Genomic DNA, 25,602 nt, shown 5'->3' with positions numbered 1-25,602 from the left:
CGAAGCGCGCGTCAGCCGCCACCCGGATCGGTGGCCATCAGCAGCGAGGCGGCGCGGCGTCGATGGGCGGCGCCGCTCGCGAACAGTTCGGCAGCCCAGTCGACGAAGACCCGCAGCCGGCTCGAAAGATGCCGGTTGGGGGCATAGACGACGTGCAGCGTGATCGCCTCGCACTCCCAGTCCGGCAGCACGCGCACCAGCCGCCCGGCCTCCATATAGGGCCTCACCATCGGCTCGCTCCCCTGGATGATGCCAAGTCCGGCGAGGCCGGCGGCGAGATAGGCGGTGGAATCGTTGACCGCCACCGCATGGGGCAGGTCGAGATCGTAATGCTCGTCGCCGCGCATCATCTCGAAACTGACCGGCCGCCCGGTGCGGGCGCTGAAATAACCGACCACGCGGTGCCCGCTCTCCAGCTCGCGCGGATGCAGCGGCAGGCCGTACTGGCGGATATAGTCCGGCGCGGCGCAGGGCACGAGTTGCACCTGGCCGATGCGCCGGGCGATCAGCGTCGGGTCCGTGAGGCTGCCGCCGCGAATGGCGCAGTCGACATTCTCGGCCACCAGATCCACCGGCCGGTCGGACACGCCCATGTCGAGCTGGATGTCGGGATAGCGCGCGATGAAGTCGGGCAAGGCGGGAATGAGCGCATAGAGCGCCAGCGAGGACGGCACATCGACCCGCAACCGCCCCGAGGGGGTGGCCTGCGAACGCATCATGGAGCCGTCCAGTTCGTCGAGATCGGACAGCAGCGCGAGCGCGCGCTCGTAATAGGCGGCGCCGTCCGGCGTCACCCCGACGCGCCGCGTGGTGCGGTTGAGCAGCTTGGTGCGCAGATGCGCCTCCAGTTGCTGGATCAGCTTGGTGACGGTCGGCTTGGGGCTGTCCAGGAGGTCGGCGGCGCGGGTGAAGGTGCCCGCCTCCACCACGCGGACAAAGGCGCGCATCGCCGCAATCTGGTCCATGACAACCTCGCCATTGTTTCCATAGGTGAACAATGTAATCCAGATTCAGCTATTTTTTCACCCTGAGCACGAGACTAAGTTTCGCCGCACTGCAACAGGTGAGATCCGGGAGCGTCCGCGCGCCCCGATTTCCAAGGTGAGCGACATGTCGGCGCTGTGGACCGAGGACAAGCTGGATCTGGACGGGACGGCGTTGCCGGTCCGCGTCTACCGGGCCGGCGCGGCGCTGCGCCCGACCCCGCTCGTGCTGCACCTGCATGGCGGCACCTTCACCTGCGGCGATCTAGACTGCGGCGCCATGATCTGCCGCACCATGGCGGAGGCCGGCGCCGTGGTCGTCTCGATCGATTATCCGCTGGCGCCCGAGCATCCCTTTCCCGCCGCGCTCAATGTGAGCTTCGCCGCGCTCGACCTGCTCTATCGCCAGCGGGCGCGCTGGGCGGGCCGCGGCGCCCGGCTGTTCGTGGCCGGCGAGGAGGCGGGGGCCAACATCGCCACCGCCCTCACGCTGATGGCGCGTGATCAGCACCGCCCGCCCATTGCCGGGCAGATCCTCATTTCGCCCATGCTGGATCCGTGCCTCGGCTCGCACTCGATCCGTGCCGCGGCCGTGGGCGAGGCGGGCTGCAAATGGGCGGATGGTTGGCATTTCTATCTCGGCACCGCCGACAAGGCCGCCCACCCCTATGCCGCGCCGCTCGGTTCGCGGCGCCTGGCCGGCATCGCCCCCGCGCTCATCCTCACCTCGGACGATTGTCCGATGCATGACGAGAGCGTTGAATATGGCCAGCGCCTCGGCAGTTGTGGCGTGCCGGTGCAGAGCCACGTCGTTTCCGATCCCTCCGACTGGCCGCCGGACGGCCCGCCGGATGCGGCCAGCCTGCCCCCCTGGGCGCAGACGCTGCTGCCGCTGTTCACCACATTCCTGACGGCGCCCGCACCTGCCGCCGCCGTCCGCACCGTTCAGGCCTGAGGCCGGGAGACTTTGCCATGACCGATGATCGCACCCGCAACCATGTCGCCGTGCCGGAGATCGTACGCGCCGAAATCGCCCGCGATCGTGCCGCGCCGCCCGCCCGCCGCCGCTGGCGCGATGCCGGCCTTGCCATCAGCCTCGCCACCACCGCGACTGCCGCCGCCGTGTGGTTCGCCTGGCCGATCAGCGCGGCGCTCGCCACCGACCCCGCCCCCGCGCAGGTCCAGGCGCCGCAGGGCGTGCCGGTGTCGGTCGCGGTCTTGAAAAACCGCGACACCATGAAGTGGGACGAGTTCTCCGGCCGCCTGCAGGCGGTCGAGCGGGTGGAGGTGCGTCCGCGCGTCGCCGGTGCGGTGCAGTCCGTGCACTTCCGCGAAGGCGCGCTGGTGAAGCAGGGCGACCTGCTGTTCACCATCGACCCCGAGCCGTTCAAGGCCGCGCTGGACCGCGCCGAGGCGCAGGCGACCGCATCCGAGGCGCGCGTGCTGCTCACCAAGAACGAGCTTGAACGCGGCCAGAAGCTGGTCGACGCCAAGGTCGTCTCGGTGCAGGACATCGACCAGCGCACCAACAATCACAACGAGGCCAAGGCCAATCTGCGCGCCGCGGAAGCCGCCGTCCACACCGCCCGGCTCGATCTCGGCTATACCGAGGTGCGCGCGCCGGTGGATGGCCGCGTCGGTCGCATCGACGTCACGGTCGGCAATCTCGTCGCCGCCGGCCCGACCTCGCCGGTGCTGACCACGCTGGTCTCGGTCGATCCGATCTATGTCGGCTTCGCGGCCGATGAAAACGCGGTGGGCGAGGCGCTCGCCACGCTCGGGACCGGCGACGTGCTGGGCGAGATCGCCCGCATTCCGGTCGAGATCGTCACCGCCACCACCGGCGGCAAGCCGGTCACCGGCCATCTCCAGCTGGTCGACAACCAGGTCGAGACCACGACCGGCACGTTCCGCCTGCGCGCGGTGTTCGACAACAAGGACGGCCGGCTCGTTCCCGGCCAGTTCGCCCGGGTCCGCATGGGCCGCGCCCGCGCCGAGCCCGCCCTCGTCATCAACGAGCGCGCCATCGGCACCGACCAGGACAAGAAGTTCGTCTTCGTGGTCGGAGCGGACGACAAGGCGACCTATCGTGAGATCAAGCTCGGCGCGCCGGCCGAGGGCATGCGCGTGGTCGCCAGCGGGCTCAAGGAAGGCGAGCGCATCGTCGTGAACGGCCTGCAGCGGGTGCGCCCCGGCGCGCTGCTCGCGCCCGAGATCGTGCCCATGGAAACCGCTTCCGCCGGCAAGCCGACGGACGACGCCACCTCGGTCGCCGCGCGCTGACCTCTAAAGCGTTTTCGCGCGACGTGAATTCCGGTTCGCGTGACGAAAACGCGTTGTAGCAACACTTGGAGTCTTCCCGCCGAACAGGAGTTCGCCGGGAAGACTCTGGATCCAGCGCTGGCTGGCAACGCCTCCTTGGGGGGAGGACGCTATGAATCTGTCCAAATTCTTCATCGACCGGCCGATCTTCGCGGGCGTGCTCTCGGTGCTCATCTTCGTCGCGGGGCTTCTCGCGCTGCGCGTCATGCCCATTTCGGAATATCCCGATGTGGTGCCGCCGCAGGTCATCGTTCGCGCGCAATATCCCGGCGCCAGCCCCAAGGTGATCGCGGCGACGGTGGCCACGCCCATCGAGGAGCAGATCAACGGCGTCGAGGACATGCTCTACATGTCCTCCCAGGCCACCACGGACGGCGTGATGATGCTGACCGTCACCTTCAAGCTGGGCACCGATCCGGACAAGGCGACGCAGCTGGTGCAGAACCGCGTCGCCCAGGCCGAGCCCCGCCTGCCGGAAGAGGTGCGCAGCCTTGGGCTGACCACGGCGAAAAGCTCGCCGAACTTCATCATGGTGGTGCACCTCGTCTCGCCCAATGACCGCTACGACATCACCTATCTGCGCAACTATGCCGTGCTGAACGTGAAGGACCGGCTGGCGCGCATCGCCGGCGTCGGCCAGATCGACATTTTCGGCGCCGGCGACTACTCGATGCGGGTCTGGCTCGACCCGCAGAAGATCGCCGAGCATGGCCTTTCCGCTGGCGACGTGGTCAGCGAGATCCGCGCGCAGAACGTGCAGGCCGCCGCCGGCATCGTCGGCGCCTCCCCCGCCGCCGAAGGCGTCGAGCTTCAGCTCTCCGTCAATGCGCAGGGCCGGCTGGAGACCGAGGAGGAGTTCGGCGAGATCGTCGTGAAGACGGGTTCGGACGGGCAGATCGTGCGTCTGCGCGACGTTGCCCGCATCGAGCTCGGTGCCGCCGACTACGCGCTCCGCTCGCTGCTCGACAACAAGCAGGCGGTCGGCATCGGCGTGTTCCAGGCGCCGGGCTCCAACGCGCTGGAAATCGCCGAGAACGTGCGCAAGACGATGGAGGAAGTGAAGAAGACGATGCCGGAAGGCGTCGACTACGCCATCGTCTACGACACGACCCGCTTCGTCGACGCCTCCATCGAGGCGGTGGTGCACACGCTGTTCGAGGCGGTGTTCCTCGTCGTCATCGTCGTCGTGGTGTTCCTGCAGACCTGGCGCGCCTCGATCATCCCGCTGCTCGCCGTGCCGGTCTCCATCGTCGGCACCTTCGCGGTGATGTACATATTCGGCTTCTCGATCAACGCGCTGAGCCTGTTCGGGCTGGTGCTGGCCATCGGCATCGTGGTCGATGACGCCATCGTCGTGGTGGAGAATGTCGAGCGCAATATCGAGAACGGGCTCTCCCCGCGCGACGCCGCCTACCGGGCGATGAGCGAGGTTTCGGGCCCCATCATCGCCATCGCACTGGTGCTGGTGGCGGTGTTCGTGCCGCTGGCCTTCATCTCCGGCCTGTCGGGCCAGTTCTACCGGCAGTTTGCGCTGACCGTGGCCATCTCGACGGTGATTTCGGCGATCAACTCGCTGACCCTGTCGCCGGCGCTGGCCGCGCTGCTCCTGAAGGGCCACCATGCCGAGCCCGACGGTCTGCAGCGGGTGATCAACTTCCTGTTCGGCTGGTTCTTCCGCGGCTTCAACTACGTGTTCGCGCGGGGCTCCAGCGGCTATGGCAGCGGCGTGCGCGGGGCGCTGAAGGTGAAAAGCCTCGTCATGATCTTCTACATCGTGATGCTCGGCGCCACCTGGTGGCTGTTCCAGGCGGTGCCCTCGGGCTTCGTGCCGGCGCAGGACAAGCAGTATCTGGTCGGCTTCGCCCAGCTGCCGGACGGCGCCACGCTCGACCGCACGGAGGAGGTCATCCGCAAGATGACGGAGATCACGCTGGCCGAGCCGGGCGTCGCCAACGCGGTCGCCTTCCCCGGCCTGTCGATCGCCGGCTTCTCCAACTCGTCCAATGCCGGCATCGTGTTCTCGACCCTGAAGCCGTTCGAGGAACGCACGGACCCCTCGCTCAGCGCCGGCGCCATCGCCATGTCGCTGAACAAGAAATACGGCGCGATCCAGGACGCGTTCATCGCCATGTTCCCGCCCCCGCCGGTGCAGGGCCTCGGCGTGGTCGGCGGCTTCAAGCTGCAGATCGAGGATCGGGCCGGCCGCGGCTACGAGGCGCTTGCCGACGTCACCAACGCGTTCATGGCCAAGGCGATGCAGGCACCCGAACTGGTGGGGCAGTTCAGCACCTTCCAGATCAACGTGCCGCAGCTCTTCGCCAATGTGGACCGCACCAAGGCCCGCCAGCTCGGCGTGCCGATCCAGTCGGTGTTCGAGACGCTGCAGGTCTATCTCGGCTCGCTCTATGTGAACGACTTCAACAAGTTCGGCCGCACCTACTCGGTACGTGCCCAGGCCGACGCGCCCTTCCGCTCCAAGCCGGAGGACATCGGACAGCTGAAGGTGCGCGCGACGAGCGGCGAGATGATCCCGCTCTCGGCCCTGCTCAAGGTGGAGATGACGGCGGGGCCGGAACGCGCCCAGCGCTATAACGGCTTCCTGACCGCCGACTTCAACGCCTCGCCGGCGCCCGGCTTCTCCTCGGGCCAGGCGCAGGATGCGGCCAAGCGGATAGCCGCCGAAGTGCTGCCGCCGGGCTTCGACTATGAATGGACCGACCTCACCTACCAGGAGATCCTCGCCGGCAATTCGGCGGTGCTGGTGTTCCCTCTCGCCCTGCTGCTCGTCTTTCTCGTGCTGGCGGCGCAGTATGAGAGCCTCACCCTGCCGATCGCCATCATCATGATCGTGCCGATGGGCCTTCTCGCCGCGCTGTTCGGCGTGTGGCTGGGCCATGGCGACAACAACATCTTCACCCAGATCGGGCTGGTGGTGTTGGTGGGCCTCTCGGCGAAGAACGCGATCCTGATCGTAGAGTTCGCCCGCGAACTGGAATTCCAGGGGCGCACTCCCGTGGAAGCGGCGATCGAGGCGAGCCGGCTGCGGCTGCGGCCGATCCTGATGACGTCCTTCGCCTTCATCATGGGCGTGCTGCCGCTGGTGCTCTCCACCGGCGCGGGCGCCGAGATGCGGCACGCCATGGGCGTGGCGGTGTTTGCCGGCATGATCGGCGTGACCTTCTTCGGGCTGTTCCTCACGCCCGTCTTCTATGTGCTGCTGCGTAGGCTCGCGGGCAACCGCAAGCTGCGCCAGCACGGCGAGGTGCTCGCCCCCGCCGCCCATCCGGCGGAGTGAGCCACCTGCGGCCGGCCGGAAAGTCAGGACCCGGTGCCGATACGCCCCCCTCGGCACCGGGGCATTCGCTCTTTCCGGCCGGCCCACCACGGGCCGTCCGCCCCCTCAGGCCCCGGCCTCGATCGCGGGCTTCGGCGGGTTCAGCGCCCAGACCAGAACGGTGATGATGCTGACGCCGATGACGATGCCGACCAGCCGGTCGATCGGCGGGTCCAGCGTGGTCGGCGGGCCCGCGCCGACCAGCGTGACGAGATAGGCGATGGCCGACTGCGTGCCGATATAGGCCTGCGGCGATTTCGTCAGATGCAGCCGGGCGAAGGTGAAGACGCCCAGGAACAGCGCCGCCGTCCACCACACCTGGCCCGACGCGTCCAGCATCACCACGGCGATGCCAGCGGTGCCGCCGATGATGCAGCCGAAAATGCGCTGCACGCCGCGATGGCGGGTGGCCAGCGGGTCGGCATCCAGCACGACGAGGCTGGAAATCAACACCTGCGGCAGCTGGGGCAGATCGAACAGGGCCCAGGTGATGACGATGGTCGTGGCGCCGAGCGCCGCGACGAAGGACTGGCGGCGGGCATTCTCGGCGGTGGAGCCGGCCGCCTGCGCCACGATATGGGCGGGCAGCCCGCCCGCGCGCGGACCCAGCGCCCAGCTCGACAGCGTGCCGCACACCACGCCGATGAGGATTTCGTAGAAGCGATAATGCGCGAAGTCGTACAGGTCCTGCGGCTGCACCATGGTGTAGAGGATGAGCAGGGCGAAGGTCAGCCCGCCGTAGAACCAGGCGTAGCCATAGGCGCTGCGCTGGCGGCAATAGGTGCCGATCGCCGCCGCCACCGCCACCAGCGTCAGCTGCATCCACGCTTGTCCCTCCATCCACTGGCCGATGGAATAGCCGAGAGCGATGCCCACCGCGGTGCCGGCCATGCGCAGCACGCCCTTGGTGAACAGCGCGTCGCGGTCGACATTGGCGATGATCAGGACGCTCAGCGCCGCCCAGTAGGGGTCCTGCAGGTGCATCCACAACGCGAGATAGACGGCGGCCAGAACACCCGTGGCCGTGGCGAATGCCTGCCGGGTGACGTCATCCATCGTCAGAACCAGATCAGCACGCGGGCATCCGCGCCGTTGAACAACCCCAGATCCGCCGGCCAGTCGTCGAGCGTGATCTCGATGGGGAAGCGGCGCGGCAGCCGCACCCAGTCCGTGGTCGGCTCGACATAGGGCACCACCTGCGGATTGCTGGGCGAGCGCGAGATCCCGGCGGCGATGCCGCTGACCCGGCCGTGATGGATGACCCACGGGTCCGAGCCCAGCGTCAGCCAGACCCGCTGCCCGAGGCGGATGCGCGCGAGATGGCGCTCGAACACGTTGGCGACCACGCGCCGGCGATCCCCGGTCACCACCGCCAGCACTTCCGTGCCGGGCTGGAGATAATCCCCCTGCCGGGTGACGAAGGGCGCGATGCGGCCGGCGCGGGGCGCCGCCACGGTGGTCTTGGAGAATTCGTACTGCGCCCGCGCAAGATCGGCCTGCGCCGAGGCGATGACGGCGCCGGCCACCGCGACGCGGCGGTTGGCGACGTCCAGCGCGGCCTGCGCGGTGAGCACGTTGGCGGTGGCGGTGGCGACATCGCGGGTGGCGACGTCGAGACTGGCCTCGGTGGAGAAGCCCTCGTTGTTGAGCGACTTTGTGCGCCCAAGCTGGGCCTGCGCATTGGTCAGCACCGCCTGCGCGGAACCGACGCCGGCCTGCGAGGCCTTCACCTCGTCCCGCGCCAGATCGAGGTCGGCCTGGGCCTGCGCCAGCGCCGCCTGCGTCTGCTGCACCTTGAGACGATAGGGCGTCTTCTCGATCTCGAACAGCAGCTGGCCTTCATCCACCGGCTGGTTGTCCTGCACCGCGAGCCTGGAAACCGGCCCCTCGATCTCGGAAGCCATGACGATGATGTTGCTCATCACATAGGCGTCCGCCGTATAGGCGACATAGCGGACGCTGATCTCGTAGAGAACGAACAGCCCCACCAGAACGCCGACGATCAGCATCACGGGGTGGCGCAGCAGGCGGTTGAGCATGAGGCGACGAATCTCCGGAACCGCGCGGGCTTTGGGGGCGCATCATCGCGGCTTTGCCGGCAGGCCTCAATCCACTGCCGCGACGCACCCGCTCGATCCACCGGAAGGATCAACCACCGGAGCGGGCGAATAGAACATCGCGGGCGAGCCAGCAGCCCACGCTCACCCCGGTCACCGCTCCATTCGCGCGGCTCAGCCGCACCGTCCAGTCGCCAGGCGCGGGCGCGTCGAGCGAGCGGTGGCAGGCCAGCCGCCACACATCCTCGCCCACCGGCATCAGCGCCATCATCGGCCCGGCGCCGAGAAAGCCACGAAAGCCGGCGAACCAGCTGCCGCCCGCCTCCACGATCTCCATCTCCGATTCCAGCTCCGCCGAGCGATACAACCCGGCGATGTCCGCGCCCGCGCCGGGCCCCTGTGCCCGGGTCAGCGGGCGGGCCAGCGCACGGATGGCATCGTCCGGCCGCTCGACGAGGATGCCCTCCGGCTGCCGGGTCAGGCTCATGTCCAGCCCGCGCGCGACGCCGTCCTCGCCGACGCTCAGAAGCTCGGCCCCGCCATCATAGGTGGCGGAGAGCGTCCCGTCGGCATTGACGGCGACCTCCAGCAGCAGGCCGGTCGCGTCGTCGAGAAAGCTCCCGGCGAAGCCCCACGCATCCGCCGCGACAGAGCGCGCGGGCCGGTCGCTCTCGCCCAGCGCGGCGGCAATGACGTGCATGGCGGCACCGAAGCTGTCGCTCTCGTGATTGAAGGCGATGGCGACCGACAGCCGCTCGGAGGGCACCCAGTGCCGCGCCAGCCGCCAGCCGCGGATCGCCCCGCCATGCCCGCTCATTGCCCGCCCCCAGCGGGTGCGGCGGATGAGGCCGAGATGATAGCCGGCCGGCGAACCGTCCCGGAACGTCGCGGGCGGGCGGCACAGGCGCTGATAGGGGCTGTCGGGATCTTCGCGCGTGCGGTCGATGAAGCGCTCCCAGGCGATCATGTCGTCCAGCGAGGCGCACAGGCCCGCGTCGCCGGCCCAGTGCAGGCGGTTGATGCCGGCCCGCCAGCCGGTGGCAAGCGTGCCCTCATAGCCGACGGCCCCGCCCGGCAGCGCACCGGTCTCGGGGGCGAACACCGCCGTTTCCATGCCCGCCGGTTCCACCAGCCGCTCGGCGAGAAGGTCGCCGAAATCGCGGCCGCTGGCCTGCTCGATGGCCAGCGCCAGCATGCGGAAATTGCCGTTGGAATAGGAATAGGCCGTGCCCGGGCGGAAATGCAGGCTGCGCGTGAGCCCGATCAGCCGCACCGCATCGGCCGGGCGGAAGGCGCCCTCCGGCATCGCCCCGCACAGCACGCTCAGCGCCCAGTAGTCGCGCAGGCCCGACTGGTTGTTGGCGAGATCGCGCGTCGTCGGCACCTCGCCGTCAAGCCGCGGCAGCTGGGCGGCGACCAGCGGATCGAGCGCGGCCGGGTCGGGCGCCACCGCGAGCAGCGTCGCGCAGGTGAACTGCTTGGTGATGGAGCAGAGCGGGGCGATGGTCGCCGGGCTATAGGGCTGGCGCGTCTCCAGATTGGCGAAGCCCCAGCCATGGCGCACGATCGGCACGCCGTCCTTCACCACCGCCACCGCCCCGCCCGGACCGGGGTAGCGGCGCGGCAGGTCCGCGATGACGCGATCGAGCGCGGCGGTGTCGACGGAGGTCATGACGGTTCCCTTGAGGATCGCGGATCACGCCGCGCCGAGATAGCGGCGGGCGAGGTGCGCCTTGAACACGCCGGCATCGAGCGGCCGGCCGGTGGCGCGGGTCAGCAGCTCGTCCGTCGCGTAGCGGGAGCCCTGCGCGTGGACATGGGTGCGCAGCCAGCCGACCAGCGGGGCGAAATCGCCGCGCGCAATGCCGGGCAGCACGTCCGGCTCGGCGCGGCAGGCCGCGTCGAACAGCTGCGCCGCGGTCATGGCGCCGAGCGTGTAGGTGGGGAAATAGCCCCAGCCGCCCGAGGGCCAGTGAATATCCTGCAGGCAGCCCAGCCGGTCGTTCGGCGGGGTGATGCCGAGCAGTTCCTGCATGCCGGCGTTCCACGCCGCCGGCAGCTCGGCCAGCGGCATTTCGTCGGCGATCAGCGCCTTTTCCAGCCGGTAGCGCAGGATGACATGGGCGGGGTACGTCACCTCGTCGGCATCGACGCGGATGAAGCCGCGCTCGACCCGCGTATAGCGCCGCCACAGGGCCTCGGCTTCCCAGCCGGGGCCGCTGCCGCCGAAGGTCTCGCGCATCAGCGGGGCGGCGAAGGCGAGGAACTCCGGCGAGCGGCAGGCCTGCATCTCCATGATGAGCGACTGGCTCTCATGCAGGCTCATCCCGCGCGCCTGCCCGACCGGCTGGCCCATATAAGCGGCGGGCCGGCCCTGCTCGTAGAGCGCGTGGCCGGTCTCGTGGATCACGCCCATCAGCGCCTTGCCGAAATCGGCCTCGTCATAGCGGGTGGTGATGCGCACGTCGTTATCGGCGCCGCCGCAGAAGGGGTGGGTGGAAATGTCCAGCCGGCCGCGCTCGAAATCATAGCCCAGCGCCGCCATGACGCGCATGCCGAGCCGGCGCTGCGCCTCGACCGGGAACGGCCCCTCCATCGGGACGGGCGCGGGCCGGCGCTGCTGGGCGGCGATCGCCTCCTCGGCAAAACCGGGAAGGAAGGCGGCGAGGTCGTCGAACAGCGCATCGATCCGCGCCGCGCTCCCCCCCGGCTCGTAATCGTTGAGCAGCGCGTCATAGACGGAGAGGCCGAGCGTGGCGCCCTTGGCGGCGCCCGCCTCGCGCTGCAGCTTCAGAACTTCCGCGAGATAAGGCAGAAGCGCGGGGAAATCGGCATCGGCGCGCGCCTGCCGCCAGGCCATCTCGCTGGCCGAGATCGCCTTGCTCGACGCCTCGACGAGATCGGCCGGCAGGGCGGTCTCCACGGTCCACACCCGCCGGATCTCGCGCAGATTGGCCCGCTCCCAGTCGCCCAGCCCGTCCTCCTGCTCCGCCGCGCCCAGCCAGTCGCCGACGCGCGGATCCACCGCCATGTCATGCGCCAGCACGCGCAGCAGGGCGAGACTGTCGGCACGGCTGCCGGCGGCGCCCCGGGGCATCATGGTGTCGCTGTCCCATTGCAGGATGCCGATGGCGTTCGACATCGCGGCGATGCGGCTGAAATGGCCGGTGAGCGCGGCATAGGCGGTCATGAATTACCCTCTTCCGAAGCGGCGCCAAACGTGGCGCGTCGTGTCGGGTCACGTGTCGACACGTGGACGGCCCGTCACGCTTTCCGGCAGTAGCATGCCTGCCGCCGCCATCGCCAGCGGGACGCGGCGTCAGCGCGCGCGGTTGCGGCCGGTCGCGGCCCGCGCAGGGAGGCGGACCAGCCGGAGGGCGGAACCCGAGGGCGCGCGGGTGCCGCCACGACCCTGCGGCGCGTCGTCGTCGCGCGGCAGCAGCATCACCGCGAAGCCCATCTGCACACTGGCGAAGGTGATGCCGACGGAAACGACCAGCACCAGCGTGGCGAGCCAGCCGAACGGGGACCGCCCTATCAGCGTGCCGAGCCGCGCGACATCCAGCAGCAGGAGCGCGCCGACGAAGAACACGGCGAGGCCGAAGCCGATCAATGCATGGCGGAGGAGAAATCGGACAAGCCGGGGCATGCGAGCCTCCCGCGCGGCAGACCCGCCGTCCCAACGGACCTTCGCGCCGCGCATCGCGTCAATCTAGACCCGCCGCCGCCGGATGGAAACCGCGAACCCGCAGGCGGGGGTTCACGCGCGCCGTCCGTCACTTCGGGCTGCACGGCGCCTCCCCAGTCGGGGCGAGGCGGCAAGGCAGGGCGGCAAAGACCCTGCCCTGCCTCACGCGGACCGGCCCGGACCGCTTCCCACCCGGCAGGCGGCAAACACGGCGGCGATGGCGGCGAGCAGGGCGATGACGACAAGCAGCGGCAGACTCTCGCGCACCGCCGCGAGCAGTCCGGCGGCACTCGCCGTCTGCCAGGCACTCCCGTCGCCCTCGATCGCCGCGAGATGCCAGGTCAAGAGGGTCGCTCCGCCCGCGACGCCCAGGCTGGTGCCCAGCGCCCGCATCAGGTTGAGCAGCGAGCCGGCGGCACCCGACAGGGCCGGCGCCACGGCGGCGATGGTGACCGCGTTGTTCGGCGCGATGAACAGGCCGAGCCCGATGCCGAACAGCGCATAGGCGATGGCATCGAACAGCCGGTGGTCCTCCACCCGCCCGAGCGTGGCGATCAACAGCCCGACGCCGGCCAGGCTCGACGCCATCGCCACCCAGCCGATGCGGCGGCTGCCAAGACGCTGGCGGACCCCGTTGCTGAACGGCGCCGACAGGCCGATCGCCACCGGGATGATGGCGAGGTGGAATCCCGCCTCGCGCGGCGGCTCGCCGAAGCCGTGCTCCTGCGCGAAGGACATGAGGAAGAACATGCCGAACAGCAGCGCATAGCCGAGAGCCACCGCGAGCGCCCCGCTGCTGAACGCGGCACTCGCGAACAGGCGCGGATCGATCAGCGGCGCGGGAAAGCGGCGCTCGCGGCGGACGAGCAGCGCCAGCAGCACGAGGGCGAGGGCGAGACCGCCCAGTGTGTAGGGCGAGACCAGCCCCCAGGACGACACATGGTTCAGCACCGCCACGACCAGCACCAAAGCCGGGCCGATGAGCAGCGCGCCGCCCCAGTCGAACGGCGCACCGCGATCAATGCCGGTGCTGCGGGGCAAGGCGAGCCAGCCGACCAGCACGGCGAGCGCGCCGAACGGCACAGTGAGCCAGAAGATCCAGCGCCAGCCGAGCGTGGCGAGCACCAGCCCGCCCAGCGCCGGCCCGGCGCTCATGCCCACCGCCTGCGCCGCCGCGAAGAAGCCCAGCGCCCGCCCGCGCTGCTCCGGCGGGACGGCCTTCACCAGGATGGAAATGCTGTTGGCCCCCAGCAGCGAGCCGCCGACCCCCTGGAGGAAGCGGAACAGCACCAGTTGCTCGAAACTGCCGGCAAAGCCGCACAGCGCGCTCGCCACGATGAAAATGGCGTAGCCGGCGATGTACAGCGTCTTGCGGCCGAACATCTCGCACAGCCGGCCGAAGATCGGCAGGAAGGACACGAACGCCGCGAGATAGGCCAGCGCGATCCAGCTGACATGCTCGATCGGCGCGTCGAATACCCGGCCCAGCGCCGGCAGCGCAAGCTGCACGATGGTCGCGTCGAGCTGGCCGACAAAGGCGCCCACGGATACCAGCCCGACCACGAGCCAGGGATGCCAGTCCTTGCCCTCGAACCATCGGAGCGGCGCCGGCTCCACGAGCAGCCGGTCCAGTAGCGAGCGGGGCGCGGACACGGGCGGGAGGTCTGGAAGGGATGACATGCCGTCCCCATCGGAGCGCAGCGGAAAACCGGGCGGGCCTCTCTGGCGAGAGGTCCGCTAGCTTATCCAAGTACAGGCGCAGTGTCCTCCCCGCGCGGGCCTTTTTCGGCGGCGCCGCCCCGCGCTGGACGATCAGCCGGCGGCGGCGAGTTCGAGGCGGCGGTTGAGCGTCAGCGCCACCATGGTGCAGATCGCGCCCGAGAGCAGATAACCGCCGGAGGCCGACAGGCCGAAATGGCTCGACAGCAGCAAGGCGGCGAGCGGGGCGAAGCCGGCGCCGAACAGCCAGGCGAAGTCATTGGTCAGCGCCGAGGCGGTGTAGCGGTATTTCGGCGTGAACTTGGAGGCGACGATGCCCGAGGACTGACCGAAGGAAATGCCGAGCAGGATGAAGGCGACGACCATGAACACGGTTTCGCCGAGAAAGCCGCCGGCCAGGAATTGCGGGGCGAAGCCGCTGAACACGGCGATCGCCACCGCCGAGCCCGCGAGCAGCCGGCGCCGGCCGATCCGGTCGGCGATCACGCCCGAGGCGAATACCGCGACGAGGCCGCAGAACGCCGCCCCCACCTCGATGATGAGGAAGCGGGTCGGCCGTTCCGAGGTGAACAGGAACACCCAGGAGAGCGGAAACACCGTGACCATGTGGAACAGCGCGAAGGTCGCCAGCGGCGCGAAGGCGCCGATCAGGATGTCCTTGCCCTCCGAGCGCAGCGTGTCGATCACCGGCTGCGGCTCGAGGTCGCCGCTCTCGAACAGCGCGGCATATTGCGGCGTCACCGCCATGCGCAGGCGGGAAAACAGTGCCACCACGTTGATGGCGAAGGCGACGAAGAACGGATAGCGCCAGCCCCAGTCGAAGAAATCGGCCGCCGAGAGATTGCCGAGGAAGAACGCGAACAGCGCGCTGGCGATGATCAGGCCGATCAGCGCGCCGAGCTGCGGCAGCATGGCATACCAGCCGCGCCGGCCTTCCGGTGCCCGCATGGCCAGAAGCGGGGCGAGCCCGTCCCAGGTACCGCCCCAGGCGAGCCCCTGCCCGATTCGCAGGATCGCCAGCATCCACACCACCGCGCTGCCCAGCGTATCGTGCGAGGGCAGGAAGGCGATGGCGACGGTGGAGGTGCCCAGCAGGAACAGCGCCGCCGTCAGCTTGGCACCGCGGCCGTGATGCCGGTCGATCGCCATGAACAGCGTGGTGCCGAACGGACGGGCGATGAAAGCAAGGGCAAAGATCGCGAACGAGTAAAGCGTGCCCGTCAGGGGGTCGACGAAGGGGAAGACAAGTTTCGGAAACACCACCACCGAGGCGATGGCATAGACGAAGAAATCGAAGAACTCGGAAGCGCGGCCGATGACAACGCCCACCGCTATCTCGCCGGGATGCACATCTCCGCCATGAGCATGAATTTCCCGAGCGTCCTGCTCAAGCGTTGTCGTTGTTGAGGCCATCGTTCTTACCAAATCTTGAAAAGATATAAACTCTAGTCTGACGCCCGTTCCGGCCTTTCGATATCGCACGGCACGGTTAGCATCGATCCCCCATGGCAGGGATGCGACACTTCGACATGGCATCTTTGACTTGATATTGGAATTGCTGCGATGCAGCTATTGGCGCCAAATGTGGAACATCGTGGGTGTACATGTCGTTGCGTCGCCTTCATCTCATCGCGCTGCTGCCGCTGGCCGCGGCACTCAGCGGCTGCAACTTCGTCGTGCTCGCCCCGACGGGGGATGTCGCTGCACAGCAGCGTGACCTCCTGGTCGTCTCGACCCTGCTCATGCTGCTTATCATCATCCCGGTGATGGCGCTGACCGCGTTCTTCGCCTGGAAATACCGCGCGTCGAACACGACCGCGCGCTACGAGCCGGAATGGAGCCACTCCACGCAGATGGAGCTGGTGATTTGGTCGGCGCCGCTGCTCATCATCATCTGCCTCGGCGCGCTGACCTGGATGGGTACGCACCTGCTCGATCCGTGGCGCCCGCTTGACCGCATCTCCGCCGACCAGCCGGTGCCCGCCGACGTGAAGCCGCTCGACGTGCAGGTCGTCGCGCTCGACTGGAAATGGCTGTTCATCTACCCCGAACAGGGCATCGCCACGGTCAACGACCTCGCCGCCCCGGTGGACCGGCCAATTCGCTTCCACATTACCGCGTCCTCGGTGATGAACGCGTTCTACGTTCCCACGCTGGCCGGCATGATCTACGCCATGCCGGCGATGCGCACGGAGCTGAATGCCGTTGCCAATTCGCCCGTCGATTCGCGCGGCTTCTCGTCCAATTATTCCGGTGCCGGATTCTCGGGCATGTCGTTCCGCTTCCGGGCGCTGGACGATGCCGCCTTCGCCGCCTGGGTGAACGAGGCCCGCACGGCCGAGAGCCAGCTGACCCGCGCGAACTATCTCGAACTGGAGAAGCCGAGCCAGAACGTGCCGGTGCAGCGCTTCGCCGCCATCGACCCCACCCTGTTCGACGCCATCCTCAACCTGTGCGTCGAGCCCGGCAAGATGTGCATGAGCGACATGATGGCGATCGACGCCAAGGGCGGGCAGGACATCGCGAGCGTCACCAACACGCTGCCGCTAACCTATGACAAGCACAGCCGGCGCGGCACCGTGCTGGGCGGCCAGGCGAATTATGTGGTCGGCATCTGCACTCCCGAGGACCTGTCCACCGCGCTGACCCTGTCCGCGGCCAAACCCGCGCGCAGCGGCGATCTCGCGCCCGTGCAGGGCGCCGGCCTGCCGCTGCCGGCGCTGAACGCGCCGTCCCTCACCCCGATCCGTCTGCCGTCGAGCGCGGCCCTTCCCGGCCCGCGCCGGCCCTCCAACTCCTGACGGCCCCCATGACCGAGCAACCGACGATCGCGCCGAGCTTCCTCCTCGGCCGGTTCACCCTCGAGGCGATCCCCTATCACGAGCCCATCCTGGTCGCGACGTTCATCGCCGTCGCCATTGGCGGTATCGCGGTGCTGGGGGCGATCACCTATTTCCGCCTGTGGGGCTATCTCTGGAAGGAGTGGTTCACCAGCGTCGACCACAAGCGCATCGGCATCATGTACATGGTGCTCGGCATCATCATGCTGCTGCGCGGTTTCGCCGACGCCATCATGATGCGCCTGCAGCAGGCTCTGGCCTTCGGCGGCTCCGACGGCTACCTGCCGGCCCATCACTATGACCAGGTGTTCACCGCCCATGGCGTGATCATGATCTTCTTCGTGGCGATGCCGCTGGTCACCGGCCTGATGAACTATGTGGTGCCGCTGCAGATCGGCGCGCGCGACGTCTCCTTCCCGTTCCTCAACAATTTCTCGTTCTGGATGACGGTGTCGGGCGCCATCCTGGTGATGACCTCGCTGTTCATCGGCGAGTTCGCGCAGACCGGCTGGCTCGCCTATCCCCCGCTGTCGGGGATCGCCTACAGTCCCAATGTGGGTGTGGATTACTATATCTGGGCGCTGCAGATCGCCGGCGTGGGTACCACGCTATCGGGCATCAACCTCATCTGCACCATCGTGAAGATGCGCGCGCCCGGCATGACCATGATGAAGATGCCGGTCTTCACCTGGACCTCGCTCTGCACCAACGTGCTGATCGTCGCCACCTTCCCGATCCTGACCGCGACGCTGGCCCTGCTGACCGCCGACCGCTATCTCGGCACCAACTTCTTCACGAACGATCTCGGCGGCAACCCGATGATGTACGTGAACCTGATCTGGATCTGGGGCCATCCGGAGGTCTACATCCTCATCCTGCCGGCCTTCGGCATCTTCTCGGAAGTGACCTCCGCCTTCTCCGGCAAGAAGCTGTTCGGCTACACCTCGATGGTCTACGCGACGGTGGTCATCACCATCCTGTCCTACCTCGTGTGGCTGCACCACTTCTTCACCATGGGCTCCGGCGCCAGCGTGAACTCGTTCTTCGGGATCACGACCATGATCATCTCGATCCCGACGGGCGCGAAGATGTTCAACTGGCTGTTCACCATGTATCGCGGCCGCATCCGGTTCGAGCTGCCGATGATGTACACGATCGCCTTCATGCTGACCTTCGTGATCGGCGGCATGACCGGCGTGCTTCTGGCCGTTCCGCCGGCCGACTTCGTGCTGCACAACTCGCTGTTCCTGATCGCGCATTTCCACAACGTGATCATCGGCGGCGTGGTGTTCGGCCTGTTCGCCGGCATCGCCTTCTGGTGGCCCAAGGCGTTCGGCTTCCGGCTGGATCCGTTCTGGGGCAAGATGTCGTTCTGGTTCTGGGTGGTGGGCTTCTACGTCGCCTTCATGCCGCTCTACGTGCTCGGCCTGATGGGCGTGACGCGTCGGCTGCGCGTGTTCGACGACCCCTCGCTGCACATCTGGTTCATCATCGCCGCCTTCGGCGCCTTCCTCATCGCGCTGGGAATCGGCTCGTTCCTGATCCAGATCGCCGTCAGCATCAAGAACCGCGACAAGCTGCGTGACACCACGGGCGACCCGTGGGACGGCCGCACGCTGGAATGGGCCACCTCCTCGCCGCCGCCGGACTACAACTTCGCCTTCACCCCGGTGGTGCACGAGCTCGATGCGTGGTGGGACATGAAGAGCCGCGGCGCCGCCCGCCCGCTCACCGGGTTCAAGCCGATCCACATGCCGCGCAATTCCGGCACCGGCCCGATCCTGGCGGCGATCAGCTTCGTGCTCGGCTTCGCGCTGATCTGGTACATCTGGTGGCTGGCGGCGCTCGCCTTCGTCGCGCTGCTCGGCACCGCAATCGCCCACACCTTCAACTACAACCGCGATTTCGACATCCCCGCCGACGTCATCGCCCGCACGGAGGAGGCGCGCACCAAGCTGCTCGCCGCACAGGTGAAAGCATGAGCAGCGCCGCGACCCCCGCCAGCGATGCGCCCGTCTTCTTCGAGCTGAACGAGCATCCGCACCCGGAAGGCCACAGCACCTCGCTGGGCTTCTGGATCTATCTGATGAGCGATTGCCTCATCTTCGCGGTGCTTTTCGCCACCTTTGCGGTGCTGAGCGGCAGCTTCGCCGCCGGCCCCGGCCCGCGCGAACTGTTCGACCTGCCGCTGGTGGCGCTCAACACCTCCATGCTGCTGCTGTCCTCCATCACCTATGGCTTCGCCATGCTGACGATGGAAAAGGACCGCGTGGCCGCCACCCAGGCGTGGCTCGCCATCACCGCGCTGTTCGGCATCGCCTTCCTGTCGATCGAACTCTACGAGTTCCACCACCTCATCGTCGAGGGCGCCACGCCCCAGCGCAGCGCCTTCCTGTCCGCCTTCTTCGTGCTGGTCGGCACGCACGGGCTGCACGTCACCTTCGGCACGATCTGGCTGTTCACGCTGATGGTGCAGGTGAAGCAGCGCGGGCTGGTCGCCGGCAACAAGCGCCGGCTGATGTGCCTGTCCATGTTCTGGCACTTCCTGGACGTGGTCTGGATCGGCGTGTTCACCTTCGTCTATCTGATGGGAGTGCTGCGATGAGCGCGCACGACACCTCCGCCGCGCACGCCCCCGCAGACGGGCACGACGCCCACGGCGCCGAGCCGCACGGCTCGCTGCGCGGCTACATGATCGGCTTCGTGCTGTCGGTCATCCTCACCGCCATTCCGTTCTGGCTGGTGATGACCGGTGCGCTCGGCAGCGCCACCGCCACGGCCTTCGCCATCATGGGTCTCGCCGTCGTGCAGATCGTGGTGCACATGGTGTACTTCCTGCACATGAACTTCCGCACCGAAGGCGGATGGTCCATGCTGGCGCTGGTGTTCACGCTGATCCTGGTGGTCATCATGCTCGCCGGCTCGATGTGGGTGATGTACCACCTCAACACCAACATGATGCCGGGCGCCCACGACATGAGACAGATGCTGTGAGCAAACCGCCCGCCGGGGCGCCGAAAATCAGGCCCGGCAAGGCCGTGCCGCCACGCCGGAGCGCCGGCGGCCTCGGTGATCGGCGCCAGCGGGCGCGCGCGCCGCTTCTGTTCCTGTGCGTGGCCTTCGCCGTGCTGTTCAGCGGCCTCGGCGTCTGGCAGGTCGAGCGCCTGTTCTGGAAGCTCGATCTGATCGCCCGCGTCGACGCGCGCATCCATGCCGAACCCATCCCCGCGCCGGGGCCGCAATCCTTCACCGCCCCACCCACGGGCGAGAGCGAATACCGGCGCGTCGAGTTGGACGGCCAGTTCCTCAATGACCGTGAGACGCTGGTTCAGGCCGTCACCGAGCAGGGCGGCGGGTTCTGGGTGGTGACGCCCTTCATCACCAATCGCGGCTTCGTCGTGCTGGTCAATCGCGGCTTCGTGCCGCCCGAGCGCCGCGCGCCGGACAGCCGGGCAGATGGGCAGATCGAGGGGCCGACCCGCCTCATCGGCCTGATGCGGCTCACCGAGCCGGGCGGCGGCTTCCTGCGCGAGAACGACCCCGCCGCCGACCGCTGGTATTCGCGCGATGTCGCGGCCATCACTGAGGCCCGCGGCCTGGACAAGCTGGTGGCTGTCGCGCCCTATTTCGTCGACGCCGATGCCGCCCCGATGGCGGGCGGCTTTCCCGTCGGCGGCCTGACGGTGGTCGGCTTTTCCAACAACCACCTCATCTATGCGCTCACCTGGTTCGCGCTCGCAGCGCTGTGCATCGGCGGCTTCGTGGTGGTGTGGCGGCGGCGGGTCTGAAATCCGCCGACCGGCTTCCCATGGATGCGCCCTCCCCCGCCGCCAGATGCGAGCGGCGGCGGGGCCCCGCTCGCCTAGCCGAGGATCGCGTAATGCGCGTCGGTCGGCAGTCCGCCATTGATCGGCGTGATGTCCTGCGGGCAGGCCGAGAACACCACGATGCAGTCGCGCGCCGCGCGCAGCACCACCTTGTCGCCGGCCTTGGAGGGCGGCGTGCCCTGCACCAGCGCGAAATCCTGTTCGATCGGGATGTTCATGAACAGGTTGAGCGGCTGGGGGATGTGGTGGAAGTCGAGTCCCAGATCGGCCAGCGCCTCGATCATGTTGTCGGCGCAGTTGCGGTGGTATTCGGCACAGCCAAGGCGCTCATAGCGCCAGCGGTCACAGGCGGCCATGATGGTGTCGTGGATCCCCGAGGACGTATCCGCCTCCAGCACCAGAATCGGCTCGCGCCGGTTGGTGTAGAGCGTGTGGCCCACCGCCGGCATCAGCCGGCCATTCTCGACGCGCGTGTGCATCATCGACATGTGGTGGTCGAGATCCTCGGGGCAGAACGCCCAGGTGTCCACCACCTGGGTGCCCGAACTGTTGATCACCTCGATCGCCTGGCCGCTGGCGAGGCGCACGGCCTTGCCGTGGCGGGCGGGAATGGTCTGGATCATCATGACAATCTCCTTAACGACGACGACGCGGATGGCGGACAGGGACAGCCCCTCTATCGGTGCGGGCGCCGCGGCGGCGGCGTGACAGATCAGACCGGCAGCGTTGGCAGGCGAGCACGGTCGAGCGCGCGCCCCGCCGCGCTATCGGCCATCTCCGCCCGGGCGATGGCCGATAGCGCGGCGGAGGAGGTGGCGAGTTCCGGCACGGCGAGCGCCCGCGCATAGGCGGGCTGGAGATGCCTCAGCGCATCGCCCGTGGCGCGCGAACGCGCGGCGAGACCCGCGAAATCACCGGAGAAGCGGAAGCCGGCCAGTGCCAGGCCGAACACGGGCAGCAGGGCGGCGAAGAAACCGACCCAGTCCTTGAGCGCATAGAGCCCTTCGACGACCGGCTCCTGCCACGGCGTGGGCTGTGGTCCGAAGAAGCAGATCACCGCCAGGGCGGCCAGGAAGGCGAGCAGCAGCCCCCCCGCTCCCGCGAAGAGCCGGTCCACGCCGAGACGCAGGCGCCGCTCCATGGCCGACAGCCGCCGGGCCGTGGCCTGATGATGGTTGATCTGCGCCGTGAGATCCGTGGTCTGCGCCGCGAGCACGGCCTGCTGATAGGCGGTACCGAGCACCGCGCCGGGCGGCCCGAGTTCACGCAGCGTCGCGCGGATGTACCAAACCACCCAGGCATCTTCCTGGTGCGGCGCGTCGACCGGCCGGCGCAGCGCATCATGGGCGCCGAGCAGCCCGAGGAAGCGCAGCGGACGCAGCGCCTGCGCCAGCGCGCGGTAGTCGCGCGCCTTGTCGCGCCAGCGGCCGCGCCGGCCGCGCAGGACGATGAGGGCGAGCAGCCCGATCGCCGCGAGTTCGCCGCCCACCAACCCGGCCGATCCCGTCAGTGCGTGGACATGCGCCGCCACGCCCGCGACCTGCCCCTCCCCGCCCGCCATCAACAGGCCGATGAGCGGGAGCAGAACCGCAACGGCCGCCAGCAGGTAGGTCACGACACAGGCGCTGCGGCAGGTCATCGCGTAATGCGCGGCGAGCGCCTCCGCCGTCACGCAGCGCGGCACGAGCACAGCGCGCACTTCGCGGGTGAAGGGGCCGGCCTCCGGCGCCCGCGCGAAGAAGCCCTGCCAGGCCTTGTAAGTGTCGTCGAGATCACGATGCACGATGCGGCGCTGCCAGGCCCAGAAGCGCCAGCCTAGCTCCAGCCAGCTATAGACCGGCCACGCCGTGGCGGCGGGGGGCCGCTCGACATAGAATTCCCGCAGGCGCTCGACCACGTCAGCAGTCGGGGCTTCCAGTTGCCGGCCTTCCCGCGCGCGTGGCAGGGCGAACAGCGCCGCGATCACCGCCGCGATCGGCCCGTTTGTGGCATCGGCGAGTTCGGCCGCCCGGTCGATGTCGGCCAGCGCGGTGATCACCCGTGGTGGAGCGTCCGTGTCGGGCGCGATCCAGATGACGGGTATGCCCTCGCCGAGGGCACGGGCCACCACCTGCGCCGTGCCGCCGGACGCCATGGCTGGCCGACCGTCCCACACCGCGACAAGAAGATCCGACTGGCGCACGAGGAACTCGTCGAGCCGCGCAGAGCCGGCGGCCTCGCTCTCGGCGCCGCGCCCGTCCTCCGGCAGTTCGATCACGGCGGTGGCGCGGACCAGCGCGGCATCGAAGGCCGGCCGCAGGTCGCGATCACCACGGGTACCGGGCGTCAGGGCCTCGCGGCAGCGCGCGCGCGCGAAGGGCAGCAGGGCAAAGCCCTGCCAGCCTGCCGGCAGGGCTTCCAGAACCGCCGGATCGGCGCCCTCGGCAAGACCGGCGAGCAGGCGAAGCCGGGGGTCGGCCGGCGCGAAGATTCCCTGATGCGCGTTGCGATGCCGCCGGGACGCCTCATCGATCACCGCCAGCGTGGAGCCGAGGGAGCGGACCATCGACGCCCGCGCCGCCTCCGGCAGATCGGCAAGGTGGTACCCCACAAGGCCGATCGACAGGCTCAGCTCGGGCTTTTGCGGCAGGGGGATCATATCGGCGGTATTCCATTGCTAGCAGAAGATTCGGCCATTTCGGCCCATGCGGAACCGGTTTGGCAAGCCGTCATGGCAGCATGAAGCCGAGCTACCCCAATCGCTCGGCGACCGATAGTGCCGATTGGACCCGCGCCACGCATCGGGACGCGGGATGGCCGGTGGCAGCCCCGTGGGTCGGGTCGGCTTTTCCCGAACGCGGACGGATAGGGCGTTGAGCGCAATCGCCGCGCAGCCGCACCCGCGCGCGCCCCGCTCAAGCCTCCCGGCACAGGGATGAGCTGCGCGCGACGTTGCTGCGGACAAGGAAAATCCCGGACCGGCAGGGCCGATCCGGGATCATGGCAGTCCAGAAGCGCTCGCGAGGATCAGAAGCTCGCGTCCGTCACCTGGTCGGGGGTCGCCATCTCGGTGCCGAACCACTTCTTCTGCAGGGCCGCGAGGCGCCCGTCATGCTTCATCTTGATGATGACCGCGTCGACCGCGTCCATCAGCGACTTGGCGTCCTCGGCCTTGGTGCCGATAAAGCCGAAATAGACCGGCTTGCCGAAGGGCGGCTCCACGACTTCGAACACGTCGGGCTTGGACTTGGCGAGGAAGGCGATGTTCGGCAGCGAATTGGCCACCGCGACGACGCGGCCGGCGCCCAGATCGGCATAGGACTGGCTGAAATCGACATATTCCTGGATGGTCGGCGGCGTCGGCAGGGTCTTGGCGAATTCCTGCAGCTGCGCGAGCTGGGCGGTCGCCTTGGCGCTGCCCACCTTCTTGCCGGCGATGTCCTCGGGCTTGGTGATCGAGGTGTCGCCCTTCTTCTTCAGGATGGCGACGGTGGCGTTGGCGATCGGCGAGGTGAAGCGGTAGCGCTCCATGCGGGCCTTGGTGATGGTGGCGGGGCCGGCCACCATGTCGAACTTTCCGGCCTCGAGGCCCGGCAGCACGCTCGGCCAGGGCAGGTCGAGGAAGGCGATCTTGACGCCGAGTTCCTTGCCGATCTCTGCGAAGATCTCCTTGTTCATGCCGGCCTGCTTACCGTCCTCGACGAAGTCGAAGGGCGCGAATTGCAGCTCGGTGCCGACGGTGAGTTCACCCTTGGCCTTGACCTTGGCGAGCAGATCCTCGGCCCGGGCGAGACCGGTCAGCGCCATCGAAGCCGCGACGCCGAGCGCGGCGATGCGCAGGGTGCGGGTCACGGCCGAGCGCCGGGTAAGCTGTTTCATGTAATTCTCCTGTTCCCCTGCCAGGGTCCGGGCAGCCTCATGCCACCGGCCCGGCCTTGTGGATTTAAGTATAGACATAATGAATTGCGTGCCGCAACGCGGCACACGCCGCCACCCATCCTTGCCGCCTAAGGCGCCGCGGCGCCCTCGGAGCCCTGCCAGAACACGTTACGCTCGAAGTAGTTCTGGAGGAACTGGCGCAGCCTTGGGTTGGCATTCTCGCGGAACACCTCATTGGGCGAGCCGGAGGCGGCGATGATGCCGTGGTCGATGAACATCACGGTGTCGGCGACCTGGGCCGCGAAGCCCATTTCATGCGTGACCACGGCCATGGTCATGCCCTCGCTGGCGAGGTCGCGCATCACCTGCAGCACCTCGCCGACCAGTTCGGGGTCGAGCGCCGAGGTCGGCTCGTCGAACAGCATGATGTGCGGCTCCATGGCCAGCGCGCGGGCGATGCCGACGCGCTGCTGCTGGCCGCCGGAGAGCTGGCTGGGATAGGCCTGCGCGCGATGGCCGAGGCCCACCTTTTCCAGCATGGCCCGGGCGCGCCGCGCCGCCTCCTCGCGCGCCATGCCGCGCGAGAGCTTCAGCGGCATGGCGACATTCTCCAGCGCGCTCATGTGCGGCCACAGGTTGAACTGCTGGAACACGAAGCCGACATTGCGCCGCACGCGGTCGACTTCGGCATCCGAGACGCGCCGGCGCCCGCCATTCTCCAGCGAGAAGCCGAGCAGCTCGCCCTCGATATAGATCTCGCCCTCGCTGTATTCCTCCAGGAAGGCGATGCAGCGCAGCAGGGTCGACTTGCCCGAGCCGGACGGCCCGATGATGCAGGTGACTTCGGATTTCTTGATCTGCAGATCGATGCCCTTGAGCACCTCGGCCGAACCGAAGCGCTTCCACACGCCGCGCACATCGATGATCGGACGGGAATTGGGGGTCTTCTCTTCAGCCATGTCCGCCCTCTCCGG

The 25,602-nt window shown here is 68.4% G+C and carries 20 protein-coding genes; 8 read left to right on the top strand and 12 right to left on the bottom strand.

Annotated features, from left to right (window positions below):
* Positions 1-11 precede the first annotated feature (11 nt).
* Positions 12-965 carry a LysR family transcriptional regulator gene (locus tag FHS55_RS01045; protein ID WP_183187827.1) on the bottom strand — a complete coding sequence of 318 codons (954 nt, stop codon included), beginning with the start codon at positions 963-965 and terminating at the stop codon, positions 12-14.
* A 145-nt stretch (positions 966-1,110) separates the two neighbouring features.
* Between FHS55_RS01045 and FHS55_RS01040 the strand changes: the two genes are divergently transcribed.
* The 3 genes from FHS55_RS01040 (at position 1,111) to FHS55_RS01030 (ending at position 6,600) form a co-directional block, all read left to right on the top strand.
* Complete coding sequence (locus tag FHS55_RS01040) at positions 1,111-1,938, top strand: alpha/beta hydrolase (RefSeq protein ID WP_183187826.1); 828 nt, start codon at positions 1,111-1,113, stop codon at positions 1,936-1,938.
* A 17-nt stretch (positions 1,939-1,955) separates the two neighbouring features.
* Positions 1,956-3,266, top strand: coding sequence for an efflux RND transporter periplasmic adaptor subunit (locus FHS55_RS01035; RefSeq protein WP_183187825.1), 1,311 nt, complete (start codon positions 1,956-1,958; stop codon positions 3,264-3,266).
* Positions 3,267-3,417: 151 nt separating this feature from the next.
* Positions 3,418-6,600 carry an efflux RND transporter permease subunit gene (locus FHS55_RS01030; RefSeq protein WP_183187824.1) on the top strand — a complete coding sequence of 1,061 codons (3,183 nt, stop codon included), beginning with the start codon at positions 3,418-3,420 and terminating at the stop codon, positions 6,598-6,600.
* A 105-nt stretch (positions 6,601-6,705) separates the two neighbouring features.
* Here the strand turns inward: FHS55_RS01030 and FHS55_RS01025 are convergent, their stop codons facing one another.
* The 7 genes from FHS55_RS01025 to FHS55_RS00995 all read right to left on the bottom strand — a co-directional run bounded on the left by FHS55_RS01025 (position 6,706) and on the right by FHS55_RS00995 (position 15,516).
* Entirely contained in the window at positions 6,706-7,695 is a 990-nt protein-coding gene (locus FHS55_RS01025; protein WP_183187823.1) for an FUSC family protein, read from the bottom strand.
* 2 nt (positions 7,696-7,697) lie between these two features.
* On the bottom strand, positions 7,698-8,678 hold the full coding sequence (locus tag FHS55_RS01020) for an HlyD family secretion protein (protein WP_183187822.1): 981 nt from the start codon (positions 8,676-8,678) through the stop codon (positions 7,698-7,700).
* A 109-nt stretch (positions 8,679-8,787) separates the two neighbouring features.
* Entirely contained in the window at positions 8,788-10,368 is a 1,581-nt protein-coding gene (locus tag FHS55_RS01015; RefSeq protein ID WP_183187821.1) for a D-aminopeptidase, read from the bottom strand.
* A 24-nt stretch (positions 10,369-10,392) separates the two neighbouring features.
* Positions 10,393-11,886 carry a carboxypeptidase M32 gene (locus FHS55_RS01010; protein ID WP_183187820.1) on the bottom strand — a complete coding sequence of 498 codons (1,494 nt, stop codon included), beginning with the start codon at positions 11,884-11,886 and terminating at the stop codon, positions 10,393-10,395.
* Positions 11,887-12,015: 129 nt separating this feature from the next.
* The gene (locus FHS55_RS01005; RefSeq protein WP_183187819.1) at positions 12,016-12,345 is read right to left on the bottom strand and encodes a hypothetical protein; all 330 of its coding nucleotides are present in this window, start codon (positions 12,343-12,345) and stop codon (positions 12,016-12,018) included.
* 201 nt (positions 12,346-12,546) lie between these two features.
* Complete coding sequence (locus FHS55_RS01000) at positions 12,547-14,037, bottom strand: MFS transporter (protein WP_183187818.1); 1,491 nt, start codon at positions 14,035-14,037, stop codon at positions 12,547-12,549.
* A 159-nt stretch (positions 14,038-14,196) separates the two neighbouring features.
* Positions 14,197-15,516: an MFS transporter gene (locus FHS55_RS00995; protein WP_183187817.1), complete on the bottom strand. Its 1,320-nt coding sequence runs from the start codon at positions 15,514-15,516 to the stop codon at positions 14,197-14,199.
* Between the two features lie 197 nt (positions 15,517-15,713).
* Between FHS55_RS00995 and cyoA the strand changes: the two genes are divergently transcribed.
* The 5 genes from cyoA to FHS55_RS00970 are packed head-to-tail and all read left to right on the top strand — an operon-like array spanning position 15,714 to position 20,731.
* A complete protein-coding gene (cyoA, locus tag FHS55_RS00990) occupies positions 15,714-16,904 on the top strand; it encodes a ubiquinol oxidase subunit II (protein WP_183188577.1) in 1,191 nt (396 codons plus the stop codon).
* 8 nt (positions 16,905-16,912) lie between these two features.
* Positions 16,913-18,925 (top strand): cytochrome o ubiquinol oxidase subunit I, encoded by a 2,013-nt coding sequence (cyoB, locus tag FHS55_RS00985; RefSeq protein ID WP_183187816.1) that lies wholly within the window; start codon positions 16,913-16,915, stop codon positions 18,923-18,925.
* Positions 18,922-19,548, top strand: coding sequence for a cytochrome o ubiquinol oxidase subunit III (cyoC, locus tag FHS55_RS00980; protein ID WP_183187815.1), 627 nt, complete (start codon positions 18,922-18,924; stop codon positions 19,546-19,548). Before cyoB ends, cyoC begins: the two co-directional genes overlap by 4 nt.
* A complete protein-coding gene (gene cyoD, locus FHS55_RS00975) occupies positions 19,545-19,937 on the top strand; it encodes a cytochrome o ubiquinol oxidase subunit IV (protein ID WP_183187814.1) in 393 nt (130 codons plus the stop codon). Before cyoC ends, cyoD begins: the two co-directional genes overlap by 4 nt.
* 44 nt (positions 19,938-19,981) lie before the next feature.
* A complete protein-coding gene (locus FHS55_RS00970) occupies positions 19,982-20,731 on the top strand; it encodes an SURF1 family protein (protein ID WP_484477010.1) in 750 nt (249 codons plus the stop codon).
* Between the two features lie 74 nt (positions 20,732-20,805).
* On the opposite strand, the gene FHS55_RS00965 is transcribed toward FHS55_RS00970, so the two are convergent.
* The 4 genes from FHS55_RS00965 to FHS55_RS00950 all read right to left on the bottom strand — a co-directional run bounded on the left by FHS55_RS00965 (position 20,806) and on the right by FHS55_RS00950 (position 25,587).
* Positions 20,806-21,396, bottom strand: coding sequence for a DUF1989 domain-containing protein (locus FHS55_RS00965; RefSeq protein WP_183187813.1), 591 nt, complete (start codon positions 21,394-21,396; stop codon positions 20,806-20,808).
* 86 nt (positions 21,397-21,482) lie between these two features.
* Positions 21,483-23,408, bottom strand: coding sequence for a hypothetical protein (locus tag FHS55_RS00960; protein ID WP_183187812.1), 1,926 nt, complete (start codon positions 23,406-23,408; stop codon positions 21,483-21,485).
* Between the two features lie 368 nt (positions 23,409-23,776).
* The gene (locus FHS55_RS00955; RefSeq protein WP_183187811.1) at positions 23,777-24,628 is read right to left on the bottom strand and encodes a transporter substrate-binding domain-containing protein; all 852 of its coding nucleotides are present in this window, start codon (positions 24,626-24,628) and stop codon (positions 23,777-23,779) included.
* Positions 24,629-24,756: 128 nt separating this feature from the next.
* Positions 24,757-25,587 (bottom strand): amino acid ABC transporter ATP-binding protein, encoded by an 831-nt coding sequence (locus FHS55_RS00950; RefSeq protein WP_210286807.1) that lies wholly within the window; start codon positions 25,585-25,587, stop codon positions 24,757-24,759.
* Positions 25,588-25,602 lie beyond the last annotated feature (15 nt).

It is taken from the genome of Ancylobacter tetraedralis, assembly GCF_014195655.1.
Classification (GTDB): Bacteria; Pseudomonadota; Alphaproteobacteria; order Rhizobiales; family Xanthobacteraceae; genus Ancylobacter; species Ancylobacter tetraedralis.
Note: the sequence above shows the minus strand (reverse complement) of the source record. Positions and strands in the feature narration are given on the sequence as shown.